The 14,794-nt window shown below is 63.1% G+C and carries 9 protein-coding genes; 2 read left to right on the forward strand and 7 right to left on the reverse strand.

The features are described from left to right. Positions 1-49: 49 nt before the first annotated feature. Positions 50-1,132, reverse strand: a complete 1,083-nt coding sequence (locus J3T93_RS05275) for a LacI family DNA-binding transcriptional regulator (RefSeq protein WP_220236737.1) — start codon at positions 1,130-1,132, stop codon at positions 50-52. Next, positions 1,129-3,354 carry a family 43 glycosylhydrolase gene (locus J3T93_RS05280; protein WP_267430835.1) on the reverse strand — a complete coding sequence of 742 codons (2,226 nt, stop codon included), beginning with the start codon at positions 3,352-3,354 and terminating at the stop codon, positions 1,129-1,131. The genes J3T93_RS05275 and J3T93_RS05280 overlap by 4 nt, the downstream gene beginning before the upstream one ends. On the opposite strand from J3T93_RS05280, the gene J3T93_RS05285 reads away from it, so the two are divergent. Next, positions 3,353-3,571 carry a hypothetical protein gene (locus J3T93_RS05285; protein ID WP_267430837.1) on the forward strand — a complete coding sequence of 73 codons (219 nt, stop codon included), beginning with the start codon at positions 3,353-3,355 and terminating at the stop codon, positions 3,569-3,571. The genes J3T93_RS05280 and J3T93_RS05285 overlap by 2 nt on opposite strands. Continuing rightward, on the forward strand, positions 3,568-5,151 hold the full coding sequence (locus J3T93_RS05290) for a glycoside hydrolase family 43 protein (RefSeq protein ID WP_267430838.1): 1,584 nt from the start codon (positions 3,568-3,570) through the stop codon (positions 5,149-5,151). The genes J3T93_RS05285 and J3T93_RS05290 overlap by 4 nt, the downstream gene beginning before the upstream one ends. Positions 5,152-5,157: 6 nt before the next feature. On the opposite strand, the gene J3T93_RS05295 is transcribed toward J3T93_RS05290, so the two are convergent. From J3T93_RS05295 to J3T93_RS05315, 5 genes are all read right to left on the reverse strand, one after another. Continuing rightward, a complete protein-coding gene (locus J3T93_RS05295) occupies positions 5,158-6,516 on the reverse strand; it encodes a glycoside hydrolase family 27 protein (RefSeq protein WP_267430839.1) in 1,359 nt (452 codons plus the stop codon). Positions 6,517-6,567: 51 nt separating this feature from the next. Beyond that, on the reverse strand, positions 6,568-7,635 hold the full coding sequence (locus J3T93_RS05300; protein WP_267430840.1) for a glycoside hydrolase family 43 protein: 1,068 nt from the start codon (positions 7,633-7,635) through the stop codon (positions 6,568-6,570). 114 nt (positions 7,636-7,749) lie between these two features. Further along, complete coding sequence (locus J3T93_RS05305; protein ID WP_267430841.1) at positions 7,750-9,660, reverse strand: ABC transporter ATP-binding protein; 1,911 nt, start codon at positions 9,658-9,660, stop codon at positions 7,750-7,752. Positions 9,661-9,689: 29 nt separating this feature from the next. Beyond that, entirely contained in the window at positions 9,690-11,528 is a 1,839-nt protein-coding gene (locus tag J3T93_RS05310) for an ABC transporter ATP-binding protein (RefSeq protein ID WP_267430842.1), read from the reverse strand. Positions 11,529-11,754: 226 nt separating this feature from the next. After that, entirely contained in the window at positions 11,755-14,775 is a 3,021-nt protein-coding gene (locus J3T93_RS05315) for an HAD-IA family hydrolase (RefSeq protein WP_267430843.1), read from the reverse strand. Positions 14,776-14,794 lie beyond the last annotated feature (19 nt).

The following is a 14,794-nucleotide window of genomic DNA, read 5'->3' on the forward strand; positions in this document are numbered from 1 at the left end:
AACGTTAGAAATTCAGAAATCCAAGACACCCGAAAAAGCACATCAGCGATCAGACGGCGATCTCGTTTCCGGGTAGGGCACGGGTTGAATTGCGGACCACCAGCGAGGAGGATACCTTGCGGAAGACGTGCTCGCCCTCTTTGGTGTTCAGCGGCTGGACCCCATTGATCCTGTCCTTGAGAACACGGACCGAGAGCCTGGCCACGGCCTTGAGCCCGGGCGAGATGCTGGTCAACGAGGGCGACAGATACTGGGAATCATCGGAATTGTCGAAACCGATTACCGAGATGTCGTCCGGCACCGACATGCCATGCATTTGTATGGAATGCAGAACCCCTGCCGCCAGCATGTCGTTCAGGGCCACCACCCCGTCGGGGACAATGCCCTGGTCCAGCAGGGCATTCATGGCGTTGACCCCGTCGATGCGATGCCACATGCGCGATGGGGCCACCAACCGGGGATCGTAGTCCAGGCCGGCCTCCTCAAGACCCTGTCTGTACCCTTCCAAGCGAAGAGCAGCCGAACCAAGCTTCTCGCCGGGATGGGTGCCGATGACCGCCACCCGACGGCAACCAGTGTTAATCAGATAGGCGGTGGCGTGCTTGGCGCCCTCCACGTTCTCCGTGGCCACATGATCAAACTGATCGCTGAAGATCCGCTCCCCCACAACCACCAGAGGATAGTCCACCCGCAGCTGGTCCAGATCGTCCATGCCCAGCTCCAGCGGGCTGTAGATGAGGCCGTCGATCATGGATCGCTGGGAGCCGTGCAGAGCCTCGATTTCACCCTCGCGCGAGTAGAGGGTGGGCTCCACCAGAACCCGCATGCCCAGCTTCTTGGCCTCCTCGATGACCAAGGAGGAGAGCTGAGCGAAGTAAGGCATTGCCAGATCAGGTATGGCCAAAGAGATCATCCCCGTGAAGCCCAGCCGCAGGTTTCTGGCCGGCACATTGACCCGGTAGCCCAGCTCCTCTATGGCCTTGTTGACCTTGCCTCTAGTAGCCTTGGAGACGAATTCATAGTCATTGACCACATTGGAGACGGTCTTGACCGACACTCCTGCGGCCTGGGCCACATCCTTCATAGTCGGGGTGGAACCACGTCCTGTGCCGGGGGAATCGGCTAAACTCATAAGACCCTAACCTCCAAGGTTACCGTGGCACGGGTGGGGTCGAGCTCCTCATCCGTTTGCATATCCAATACGGGCATCCCCTCAGCGGACCAATGTACCCGTCGTACCTGACTGTCGCGGCCAAGGTAGCGGTCCTGGTCATGCTCGGCATTGTGGAAAACGTAGATCATGGTGCCGTCTTCGTCCTGGGACCACATACCGTGGCCGGTGCCCAGCTGCCAATGGCCATTGTACTTCCCGGACTTCTGCAATGGGTAGTCCAGCTTCTTCCACACGCCGGGATCGCATAGATCGGCCCCAACACCGGCCGGCGCGGTCACCAGTCCGGTGGTGTAGTCGATGCCCACCAGGGAGCCGGAATAAATTAGGAAGATCAGGCCGTCGTGGATCACGGCATTGGGCCCCTCAGCAATCATGTTGTCCCAGGCGAACTCGGGGACGATGATCTGGCGTGGCGTGCTGGTCAGACGGTCGGGGCGGGCAGGGTCGAAGGCGGCGATCCAGACCGAGCCCAGCTGCTGCCAGGCGTAATACCAGCGGCCGGTATCGTGCAGGACCGTCATGTCCAGGCTGATGCGCTGGATGGGGTTGAGAGGGGTGCCTTCGGCCCGCAGAATGGGTCGGGGGCTGTCCCAGTTCTCAGGCTGGCGAGGGTCCAGATCCCGGCCCTGGTCGTCGCGGCGCAGCTGCATGATATGGCAGCAGCCCGTCCACATGTCCGGCTTCCCGGCCCGATCGTTGGCGGTCCCGTCAGGGTTGGTCCGCGGACCATCGAAGCAAGGCATGAAGAGGATGGAGAGCCTGCCTCCGATCAGATGGATCTCCGGGGCCCAGAAACAGCCGGTCATGACTCGGCCTTCGCTGTTGCGATCGCCCCTGCGCAGCAGGTCCACCTCCTTTTCATGACCGCCGGCCTGATCGCTCAGGCCTTCGATGGTGTCAGCGACCCGTAGGGGCATGTGCGTGTGCCCGTTCAAGGGGTCGACGCAATTGCCATCCGCATCCTCGGTGGCGATGAACATGAACAGGCGCCGGCCCCTCCAGGACCAGCGGAAAATGGAGGGATCGGCACGTTGCCGAGCGAAGGGGACCGGGTAAGCCGTCTGCCGGACCCGTCCGCCTATCAGCCTGGTCTCTCCATGATTCAGACGACCCAGGGCCAGGTCACTGGCCAGACGATCCAATTGGCTCTGATCCCAGTCCACCCCGCGCAAGGCGGCAGACCCATCGCTGTAGAGGAGCCGTGCCTGGGCCTGCCGGGCCGACTCCAGACCGTCGCCTCGGAACACCTGAACCGGATCCACTTTCACGCCGGTGTTATAGATGCGGCCGAACCGTTCCAGCAGGCCGCGCTCGCAATCGGCGCGGATCAGCACCACATTGCCGGCCAGAATGCCCTTCATGCCGCAGTCCTCCTCCAGGGCGCGCCGCCGGTCCATGGACAGGGGGTCGCCCTGGACCAGAGAATCGTCATCCTCCAGGATCTTCATGTCGGCCACCATGCCCATCCGCGTCGGATCGTCCACCGTGGCCGTGCACAGCCGCCCGCGGTCGTCGTCCCAGTAAAGCCGGCAGCCCTGGCCATCGTCCAGAAGCCGCGCCCTGGGCCGGTGGATCCCATGAGCGCCCAGGATATGGACCTGTGGCAGCCGTCGGTAGGTCAGCAGGTCCGGCGAAAGAGCCGTCAGGAAGGAGTCGGCCTGGGAGCCGTCCGACTGGCCGCCCCTGGCCACCCTGGTGGCCAGAATGACGAAGGCGCCGTCCCTCAGGGGCAGCAGGAAGGGGTCGATCAGGCTCTTGAGGACCAGATCCTGCCCTGGGACCACCGCCAGTTCCTGGGCCGCCTGGGATGCCTGGCCATCGTCGACATTGTCGTCGCCATCAGCATCAGCATTGGACCCTTCGCCTTGATGAGCGTCCAGTCCAGGGTTGTGCCCGCCCTCTTGCGGTGCTGCCTCGCCTGGCAGGGCGGCCCCGGCCGTGCAGGCCCCACGGGCACTATCCGGCACAGACTTGGTGGGCACAGCAGCAGCGAAGAAGATGCCGTAGCCGCCGTTCAGGGGCTCCCAACGGCCGGTCGCCCGCGATCGCAGGGCCAGGTGCATGCTCAGAGCGACATCTTCGTTGTTGGCCTCCTGCCGATCAGTGGGACGCCGGGTGTAGCACATGAGCGCAACCCCATCCCCAGATTCTCGTCCACCGTCCAGAACATCCTCACCCATGACGATTCCTTCCATCCGGCTTGCCGGCTTCAACGCCGACGACTATCGTTTTCTAACGATAGAAATTATACATGGAGATCAGTCCACGACGCCTGATGACCGCATGGATGAGGCCGGGCTGTTTGCTCATCCGAACCGACTTCGCAAGGTCGGCCATGCGCCGCGGGTCGTCATCGATGTCGATCGGGCTGCCTTCACGGAAAGCGAGGAACCATGAGAAGACCCAAACGCATCGGACGGGCCATCAAGGCCCTGACTGCCCTGACGGCGGGTCTGGCGGTGCTGCTGACAGGGGCACTGGGCGCCTGCTCGAACCAGCAGCCGTCAGCCAGCGGCACAAAAGCCGCCGCCACCCAGGAACCCAAGCGCGTCTCGGTCCACGACCCCTCCCTGGTTCGCTCCGGCAAGAGCTACTACGTCTTCGGCTCGCACCGGGCCTATGCCCGCAGCACAGATCTGGTCAACTGGACCCCATTCACCAACAACCTGAGCCGCGATTACAAGAAGATCTTTGCCCAGATCTGGAAGGACTGGCCCAAGCAGTCCTCCAACCCGGACGTGACCGGCAACATGTGGGCGCCTGACGTCTACTACAACGCCACCATGAAGAAGTGGTGCATGTACTTGAGCCTGAACGGGGCCGAGCATCGTTCGGTCATCGTCCTGCTGACCGCCGACCGGGTGGACGGCGACTGGACTTATGCAGGACCAGTGGTCTACTCCGGCTTCACACGGGCCAATTACATGCACACCGACGTTCCCAAGGTGCTGGGCCCGGACCCGAAGCTGGACCGCTATCAGTCCTACACGGATACGGGCATCAATGCGATTGACGCCTGTGTCAAGGATGACGGGCAGGGGGGCCTGTGGATGAGCTTCGGCTCCTGGTTCGGCGGCATCTGGATGATCCGGCTGGACCCCAAGACCGGTCTGCGCGACTACTCCACCACCTACCCCACCCAGGCCAACCAGTCCGACGCCTACTACGGACACAAACTCGCCGGAGGCTTCGGCAACTCAGGCGAAGGATCGGCGCTGCTGCACACCAACGGCCACTGGTACCTCTTCCTCTCCTACGGCAAGCTGGTGCAGACCGGAGGCTACCAGATGCGGATGTTCCGCTCGGACTCCATCACCGGCCCCTATCTGGACCAGCAGGGCAACCCGGCCATCGCCACCAGCGGCGAGGCCGACAACTGGACCAGCGAGACAGGCATCCGCCTGATGGGCTCCTACCAGTGGAGCGGAGACAAGCAGGGCGACATCGAGGTCTCGCAGGGCGGGAACACGGCTCTGCACGACAAGGACGGCCGAGACTACGTGATCTATCACACCAGATTCTCCGACCGCAAGGAGGAGCATCAGATCCGCGTCCGGCAGCTGATGCCCACAGCAGACGGGTGGCTGGTGGCGGCCCCCTATGAGTATCTGGGCACCAAGGCCGGCGGCCCATACAGCGCCAAGGACGAGGCCGGCACCTATGAGCTGGTGGAGCATGATCCGACCATCTTCTTCAAGGGACCGCGCAAGGTGACCGACACTCACAGCACCCAATACCGGGGCGTGGTCAAGGCTGTGGACATCCGTCTGGAGCCCGGCGGCCAGGTGACCGGAGCACGCCAGGGCCACTGGCAGGTCGACGACCGGGGACGGCTGTCCATGGACCTCAAGGAGAAGGACGGGACCGTGAGCTACCAGGGGGTCTTCGCCCGGCTGCCCAGGGACAAGGATCACCGCATGGTCATGACCTTCAGCGCCCTGGGCAACAACGTCTGCATCTGGGGCTCCAAGCGCTGATCAGCCTCAGCGTGGATCCAGAGCCACCCAGACCACGCCGTGTGCAGGCACAAGAGCCGCCAGCTCACGGTCGGCACCCTGTCCTTCCAGGCTGATTTGGGCGGGCTCAGTGGTCCGGTTCCCCCACAGGTCGACCGGGGTCCAGGCCTCGTTCGCCCCGTCCAGGCCCACCAGGGAGGACAGGGCCGTCCTGACTCGCCGGGGGCGATCCCCGGTCCAGAAGACAGCCGCATAGACCCCGCCGTCATGGCCCGAGGGGGTTCCGTCGGCCCAGTCGCTGGCCAGGGCCCTCCAGACGATCTCCTCGCCTAGGATCTTCTTGTCTTGGCCGTCCCCACTCTCGACCGGCTCTCGGATGATCTCACCATTGTCGGCCGAACCGGCGGTGACCTCCTCCAAGGCTGGGTTATCCAGCAGCGACAGAATGGCCTCATCGCTGCTGGGGAGGTCGCCGCCCACCATCAGCGGCGAGCGCCCCATGGCCCAAAGGGTCAGCATGGTGCGTTGCTCGTCGGCCGTCAGGAGGCTGGACCGGTCCCCGCCCCGCTCGGCCCGCAGTCCGATATGCCCCAGAGGCAGCATGTCCGCATCGGCCCAGTGGCCTGTGCTCTGCAAAGGTGCCCAGCGGGCCAGACGGGCGAACTGGGCGTAAAGGTCCTGCCAACGATCCCAGAGGTCGTCCGAAATCCGCCAGAGCTGGGCGTGATCCCGCAGGAAGCCAAGATGGGTGGTGGGCACCCGGGTGCCCGGGGACAGGGAGAGGGTCATGGGATGGCCATGGGCCTGCTCGGCCTTGCTGATGGCACAGGCGTAGGCGTCGATTTCCCGGTCCATGAAAGGGACCTGCATATCGTCCACTTTCAGGTAGTCCACCCCCCAACGTGCGAACTGGTCAACCTGGGCGTCATACCAGGCCTGGGCTCCCGGATGGGAATGGTCCAGACCGTAATTGTCGGGATTCCAGGCACAGACATGGGTGGTGTCAACCACCTGGGCGGCGGTATAGGAGGTGCCGAGGACGGGCAGGTCCCGCTCGACCGCCAGCCTGGGGATGCCCCGCATGACATGAATGCCGAAGCGCAGCCCTAGATCGTGGATCCGAGCAGCCAACGGAGCGAACCCTTGGCCGTCGGCCGCCGAAGGAAACCGGACCGGGTCGGGCAGCTGCCGGCCATAGCCGTCCAGGACCAGGGGCGCCTTGGTGTTGTAGCCATGGGCCCTGGCGGTCGGGTCGTACCAGGCGATGTCTATGACGACCGTGTCCCAGCCCGCCGGGAGCAGCCTGTCGCGCATGACCTGCGCATTGTCCAGCACCTCCTGCTCGGTGACGGTGGTCCCGTAGCTGTCCCAGCTGTTCCACCCCATAGGTGGTCTCCAGGCCTTGTCCACGTCTTGCTCCTTTCTCAGTGCTTTGTTTCAGTCCTGTCGCGCCAGAGGGCGCAGACGTTCGTATTCCTGCCGGGTCAGGGATAGGACCCCGCCGTGCTTGGTATGGGGGCGCAGGCGGAAGTCCTGCTCCCGGGCGTAGTCGAACCCGGCGTCCGGATCATCGCTGACCATGGGCCTGTAGCCCACTGAAGGAATCACATCCACCAGCAGGTACCAACGGTTCCGGGCATGGTCGGCGTAGAGAGCCGGACCCTCTACGCCCGAGGGGTTGCCGTCGGCGCACCAGCCGGCGCCGATCTGCTCCTGGATGGTGGTCCACCGGGCCTGCGGCAGCCACCATCGAGGATCGTCAGTGCTGTCCAGCCAGATGCCCCGGCCAAAGCCGTTGTCCTTGGTGGCCCGGTAGGTGCGTAGGCCGCCCCCAGGCAGAGGACGCTGGACCATGGTGGTGTCAATGGCATTGCGGCTGGTATCGATAAGGACTCCCCCATAGCGGAAGTGCTCCTGTGTGAAGTCGGTGGTCGACCCCCAGAGCACCCGGTCATATACCGACGGGTCGGCATGGTCAGGATCATCCTGGTCAAAGAGCTTGGATGACCAGTAGAGGACGAAGGCCCCCTGCCGCGGCCCCTCATAGTCGGGCACCCATAGGCACTCCGGCGCCCAGGCCATGCCCAGCGGAACCCTGCTGCCGTCCTGTTGTAAGGACACATCCAGCGGCCAGGGACCTGACCAATGAATCAGGTCGTCAGTGGACCAGATCATCAACTTGGTGCTGCCGTGGCGGGACCAGTGCTCCCAGCCGCTGCCCTTTGACTGATCGCCGCCGAACACCCGCAGATCTGTAGCCATGACATAGACCCGGCCGTTGCGCGGGTCACGCACCATGTAGGGATCCCGCAGGCCGGTAGTGCCCAGATGCGAGGTCAGCAGCGGCCTGCCCCCGTACAGCGGATCCCAGCTCAGAGGGTCGTCGCCTCGTGACAGGTCGAAGTAGAGGCGCTCGGCATACCCCTGGGGGTCTTCGATGAAGTGCACCATCAGATACCCGTAGGGGTCGGCTCCTTCGACATCCTTATGAACCGTATCGCTCAACGTCTGCTCCTTTGCTCTGGCTGCCGAACCTGTCGGCTTTGCCTTGTCGCTATTTATTTTATAACGATGTAATGCTGCTAGTCGGGGACCAACGGCGACACATGGGTCAGCCTGCTATTGGGCAGAGACAGTCGAATCCTGCGGAACCCGGCTGCCGCCCTGTCCGGCATCATCGCCAGGCTGTGTCGATTGCGCCTGGTCACCGTTGGCTGTGCGGATCATGGCGTACTGGGACTCGTGCAGCCGATAGTAGGCGCCCCTCTTGGCCAGGAGCTCCTGGTGGGTGCCGTGCTCCACGATCTGCCCATGATCGATATAGAAGATCTGATCCGCATTCTCGATGGTGGACAGCCGGTGGGCGATGACAAAGGAGGTCCGCCCCTTGAGCAGATGGGCCAGTCCGGCCTGGAGGGCCTCCTCGGTGCGGGTGTCGATGCTGCTGGTCGCCTCGTCCAGGATCAGGATTCGGGGGTCGGCCAGCAGAACCCTGGCAAAGGCGATCAGCTGCCGCTGACCTGCGGAGAGGGTGGATCCGCGCTCCTCGACCTTGGTATCGTAGCCGTCGGGCAGCTCCATGATGAACTCGTGGGCATGGACGGCCTTTGCGGCCTCCTCGACTTGCTGGTCGGTGGCCTCCAGGCGACCGTAGCGAATGTTCTCGCGCACGTTGCCAGTGAAGATGAAGGTGTCTTGAAGCATGACCCCCATTTGCCGACGCAGGGAGGCCAGGGTCACGTCGCGCACGTCATGCCCGTCCACGCAGACGCTGCCCTCGGTCACGTCGTAGAAGCGCGAGAGAAGGTTGACGATGGTGGTCTTGCCGGCGCCCGTAGGCCCCACCAGGGCGACCGTGCTGCCTGCCGGCACATGGAAGTCCACCAGGTTGAGGATGTTGCGGCCTCCGGGCTCGTACTTGAAGACCACGTCGTTGAAGTCCACCCTGCCCTTGACCGGCGGCAGCTCTATGGCCCCTGGACGGTCCTCGATCCCAGGGCGGACGTCGAGGGTCTCGAAGATGCGCTCCAGGTAGGCCGAGCATGTGATCAGCTGGTTGTAGAAGTTGCCGATGTTGATGATGGGGTTCCAGAAGTTGTTGGCATAGCCGACGAAAGCGATCAGCATGCCCGTGGTGACCTGCACGCCACCCAGGCCGGTGATCCCGAGATAGTAGATCAGAGCGATGGTGATGGTGGAGATGTTCTGCACTCCTGGCCACATCAGGTACTGGATGTGCACGGCCCGCATCCAGGCGCTGCGAACCTGGCCCTGCTGCTCCTGGAAAGTATGGAACTGCTCGCGCTCCCTGACGAAGGTCTGCGTGGTCTTGACCCCTGCGATGGACTCATGGATGTAGGCGTTCAGATTGCTCTGTTTGTTGGACAGGCGCTGGTAGGCCCGCCGCTGGAAGCGCTGGAGAATCAGCACATAGAGCACCAGCAGGGGCATGAGGACCAGGGACCAGAGGGTCAGCCTCCAGTCGATGACGAACATGACAACCAGGGTCAGCAAGAAGGTGAAGATGTCCGCGATCACGTTGATCAGACCCGAGCTCAGGGTATCCGAGAGGGTGTTGACGTAGTTGACCACCCTGATCAGGATCTTGCCGTGGGGCCTGGAGTCGAAGTATGAGAAAGGCAGGGTCTGGATGTGGGTGAAGAGGTCACGGCGCATGTCCTTGAGCATGAGCTGACCCACCTGGGTGATGGCCACCGTCCGGTACCGCAGGAGGAGCTCGTAGATGACGATAGCCAACAGAAAGACCGCCCCCAGGGCGAAGAGCCGGACCGGGTCCTTGGAGGGGATGACCGCGTCGATCATGGTCTTGGTCATGTAGGGAATGGCCACGGCGATGGCGCTCATGGACAGAACCGCCGCCAGGATGATCACCCCCTGGCGCAGGTAGGGTTTCAGATAGGCCCCTATGCGCTTGATATCACCGAAATTGATCTGCTCCTCCAGGTCCTCGTCCTCGCGAAAGGTGTTCCTGCGCGTGGTGCCTGCCGAACGTTGCTCTTGCTGCTTCATCGTCTCACCTTGCCATGCCTGCTGATGCGTCAGAACCCTGCCGACTGTCCGGATTGCAGCCCCAGCTGCTTGCGGTAGATCCGGTAGTAGCGGCCGTGGGCGTGGACCAGCTCTTCATGGGACCCGCGTTCCACAATCCTGCCGTGGTCCAGGACCAGAATCAGGTCGGAATCCTTGATGGAGGAGATCCTGTGGGCGATGGTGACCATGGTCCTGGTGCCCTCCATCTCCTGCAGATGCCGCTGGATGGTGGCCTCGGTCTCCATGTCGACGGCCGATGTGGTGTCGTCCATGATCAGGATGGCCGGGTCGTCAGCCAAGGCCCGGGCCAGGCTGAGCCGCTGCTTCTGGCCGCCCGACAGGCCAACCCCGCGCTCGCCCACCACGGTGTCATAGCCCTCGGGCATCCGGTTGATGAAGGAGTCGGCGCCGGCCATGGAGGCCATGGTCCTGACGTACTGCTCGTCGTCGCGTTGGGCTCCGAAGGCGATGTTGTCGCCGATGGTATCCGAGAAGAGGAAGGTGTCCTGGGCCACGATGTTGACCTGCCGCCGCAGCAGGTCCAGGGGCCACTGCCTGGCATCGATCCCGTCGATGAGCACATGTCCCACGGTGGGGTCGTAGAAGCGGGCCACCAGGCTGACCAGGGTGGACTTGCCCGAGCCGGTCTCCCCCAGTATGCCCAGCCGGGTGCCAGCCGCCGCATGGAAGTCGATGTCCTTGAGGATGGGGGTCTCCGGGTCGTCAGGGAAGGCGAAGCTGACGTGGTCGAAGCGGATGTCCCCACGGATTCTGACCGGGTCGCCGGCCTGCTCGCCGTTGACCTTGGCGCGGACTGTGGCCGCCTGGACCACGCCGGCCTGGGCGTTCTTGCGCTCGACGATCCTGGGCTCGGCCGTCAGCAGCCGACGGATTTTGACGCAGGAGGCGTTGAAGCGCTCCACATCGTTGATCAGCCAGCCGGATTGGCGCACCGGGCCGTCGATCATCCACAGGAAGCTGTTGAAAGAGACCAGGGCGCCCAGGGTCATCTGCTGGCGGATGACCAGCCAGCCGCCCAGGATCAGGGTGATCAGCTGGAGCATGTAGGAGCAGCCGTCCAGCCAGGGCATGTAGGTGCGGCTGTTGCGGGCGGAGTCCATGTTGCGCTGCATGTAGTCATCGTTATGCTGATCGAACTTCTCGGTCTCATAGGGCTCGCGGACGAAGGCCTTGACCACCCGGTTGCCCTCGATGTTCTCCTCGACCATGGAGTTGAGGGATGCCAGCGAGTTGCGGATGGCATAGAAGAGCGGGTGGGCGTGCTTGGAAAGCTGCCAGGTGAAGCAGAAGAGGAATGGAGTCACGGCCAGCAGGGCCAGGGCCAGCCGCCATTCGATGGTGAACATGACGGCCAGAGACCCGATGAAGAGGCAGATGGCATCCAGGATGTTGTATGAGACCCAGGAGACGAAGTGGCGGATAGCATCGGTGTCCGAGGTCATCCGGCTCATGATGTCGCCGTTGCGGGTGTGGTTGAAGTAGGTGAAGTCCATGTCGTGGAGCTTCTCGTATTCGTCACTGACCAGCCGATAAATGGTGTTCTGGCCGAAACGCTCCATGAACATCTGATAGCCATAGCGGCAGACGCTACGCCCAAAGGTGACGGCTATCATGGCGAAACAAAGCTTGGGCAACCGATCCTCATGCCCCTGACCAATCACCTGGTCCACAATCATGCCCGCCAAAATAGGCATAAGCATGACCAGGACCTTGTCCGCCGCAAAGAGCAGGAGAGCGGCGGCGATTCTACCGGCGTCCGGTCTGCAGTAGGGTAGGATCCATCGAAGGTTGCTGCTGTGCTGATTCTTCGCAGAATCGACGTACATTGGAGGACACCCTCACGTTCCCTGTTGAACTTCTCTGATCTGGTCTCTTCTCATTGCCGTGACCGTCCGGGAGTGTGACTGACCAATAATGACGCCCGGCTGTGTTCTTCGCCTCTGCAAGGCCGCGCGCGTCCGCCCTGGATTCGTCTAAGCGTGGCCTATTTTATTGGAGCCTGCACCAGATGCAACCCCGGATCTCGGCGTGTCTAGGCCCAGAGTCCGGAGATCATATGTGGCGAGGATGCCCCTGGACCAGAAGGTCCAGCTCAGGTCCTGACAAGCGCTTCAGATCGACACCGCCTGTTGTTACGGCAACCTGGAACCTGGTGCCTCGCACCTCCAACTCGTAGGTCAGCGAGCGCCAGGATGAGGGCAGGCGGGGGTCGATGCTCAGCATGGTCCCGCCGGTGTCCCGTAGGCCGCCGAAGCCGCAGACCAGGCTGGACCAGACGCCTCCGCAGGCGGCCAAGTGAATGCCGTCAGTCGTGTTGGCGTGCAGGTCGTCCACGTCCGTGAACAAGGACCGACGGAAGTACTGCATGGCCAGCTTGTCATGCCCCACCTCGGCGGCGAGGATGGACTGGGAGGCTGCAGACAGGGTCGAATCCCCGGTGGTCAGCGGATCGTAGTAGTCGAAGTCAGCCAGCTTCTGCTCCGGAGTGAACCAGGAGCTGAGCAGGTAGAGGGCCATAACCACGTCGGTCTGCTTGAGCACCTTGTGCCGGTAAATGACCAACGGATGGTAGTGCAGCAGCAGGGGCCTGGCCGTAAACTGGTCGAAGTGCCAGCGAGGGCGTTGCATGAACTGGGCATCCTGGGCATGGACCCCCTCCTGATCGTCGAAGGGGGCGAACATGGCTTCAGCCGCATGAGACCATTTGGCGGCCTCATCGTCGTCGAAGTGCAGCCTTTCGCGTATGCCGCCGATCAGATCCGGGTGCTTCTCGCGCAGGTGCTGGTAGGCCTTGTAAGCGGCTAAGAGATTGAACCGAGCCATCTGGTTGGTGTAGAGGTTGTCGTCGACCAGGACCGTGTACTCGTCCGGGCCGGTCACGCAGTGGATGTGGAAGCGGCCGTCCTCCTTATAGCGCCCCAGGCTCATCCAAAGACGGGCCGTCTCCACCAGGATGTCTACGCCCTCAGCCTGCAGGAAGTCTTCATCGCCGGTGACCTGCGCATATTGGGCCGCCGCGTAGGCGATGTCGGCATCGATATGGTATTGGGCCGTGCCGGTGGGGAAGTAGGCGGAGGCCTCCTCGCCGTCGATGGTCCGCCATGGGAAGAGGGCGCCGTTCAGGTTGAGCGCGCAGGCCCTGCGCCTGGCCGCCGGCAGCATCAGGTAGCGGTAGTGGAGGACGGCTCTTGCTCGAGCAGGCGCCGAATAAATCAGGAAGGGGAGAATGTAGATCTCGGTGTCCCAGAAGTAGTGGCCGCTGTAGCCGGATCCGCTCAGGCCCTTGGCGCCCACGCCGTTCTCGATCTGGGCCGTGGACTGGGCCAGCTGGAAGAGTTCCCAGCGCACCATCTGCTGGGTACGGCCGCCATCGTCGGCCTGGATGCGGATATCCTGACGCTCCCAGAACCGGTCCAGCCATGCCCTCTGACGCTGCTCCAGCTCTTCCAGAGAGAGGGCGCTGACCTCCTCCAGCCGATCGCGGCAGTCCTCGACCAGACGCCTGGTCCCCTCCCCCCGGGTCTGCACGACCAGGCCGTTGCCGCTGGTGCCGGCCGGAAGGATGGGATGGCTGCGGTAGACGGCGTAACGGACCAGGCGGGTGGAACCGCCCTTGGGCACGTCCATGCGCCAGCCGGAGCCTTCAACGGGCCGGCCGTCCCTGAACTGCCGGACGCCCAGAGCCAGGCTGAGCCGTGAATTGTTGCAACGAAATACCCTGCAATCCGCACTCAGCTCACCATAGACCGCATTGTCCAGCACCTCGTGGATTCCGCAACCGTCCACAAAGGTCGACTTGCGGGGGTCGCTGGAGTTGACATGGCGGGGGTTGTCAGCATTGACCGGCCCCTCGACCACCACAGCCATGTCACGGTCGGGCGACTCTACAGTCAACGTGCAGACGCTCAGGTTGCGGTCATACAGACAGACCATGCGTGTAAGCACGGTCTTCAGATGGATGCCATGGTCCAGATCGTACAAATTGGTGGTAGTCGCGATCCCGGTTCGGAAGTCCAGACGCTGAGTGGTCTTCTCAGGCCGGCCCAGGGGCAGCCCCTCCACTTTGAGGGTGAAGTCCGAAGCATCGGGCACTCCTTGGATCAACTGTCCTACCTTGGCATACCCGTAAGCGCTTTCGGGATGGGCAATCCGGAAGGTGTCATGGAAGCCACTCAGGAAGGTGCCGTTGCCCAAGCAGCGTTCCCCGCCGCCTTCGCCCCTGACGCCGACGGAGCCGTTGGTGACGGAAAAGACCGTGGCGCTGATGTCTCCAGGCCGCCCGACCTCGCTGAGACCCCAGTCTTCCACGGGGAAGCGGCCCTCATCCAGACTGGGGTCCTTCCCCTGCGCACGCTCGCCCGCATCGTCGTCGATCAGCTCGATCAGCTGGTCCACCACCAAGTCCGCGCCGGCCTTGAACAGCTGCTCACGGCCGGCGCCCCTGTTCACGCCCACAACCAGGCCGAACCTGCCGGCATGGCCGGCGGCTACGCCGGAGAGAGCATCCTCGACCACAACGGCATCCTCATGATGCAGTCCGAGAATCTTGGCCGCATAGGCGTAGGTGTCCGGGGCCGGCTTGCCCTGAAGACCCATCTCGTCCTTGAGGTTGCCGTCCACCACTGTGTCGAAGTATCCGGCGATTCCAGCGGCCTGGAGGACCTGGGCCGTGTTGCGCGAGCTGGACACCACAGCCAGACGCTTCTTATCGGAGCGCAGGTGCCGAAGCAGATCCACGGTGTCCGGGTAGGGATCGATGCCCTTCTGCTTCAGCATCCGCTCAAAGGTCAGGTTCTTGCGATTGCCGTATCCGCAAATGGTGTCCAGTTTCGGATCATCATCGGGGCTGCCCCAGTCCAGCTCGATGCCCCTGCTACGCAGCAGGGCGTCCACGCCGTCATAGCGGGGCCGGCCATCCACATAGGCGTAGTAATCCTGCTCCGTATAGGCCGGGACGTCTCCGGGCAGGACTTGATCGAACAACGCCTTCCAGGCGGCCTTGTGCAGGATGGTCGTGGGCACCAGCACCCCATCCAGATCGAAGAGCACACAGGCGAATTGGGCAACCTTCATGGTTACTCATCCTATGGGT

It is taken from the genome of Bifidobacterium sp. B4111, assembly GCF_026537235.1.
GTDB lineage: Bacteria > Actinomycetota > Actinomycetes > Actinomycetales > Bifidobacteriaceae > Bombiscardovia.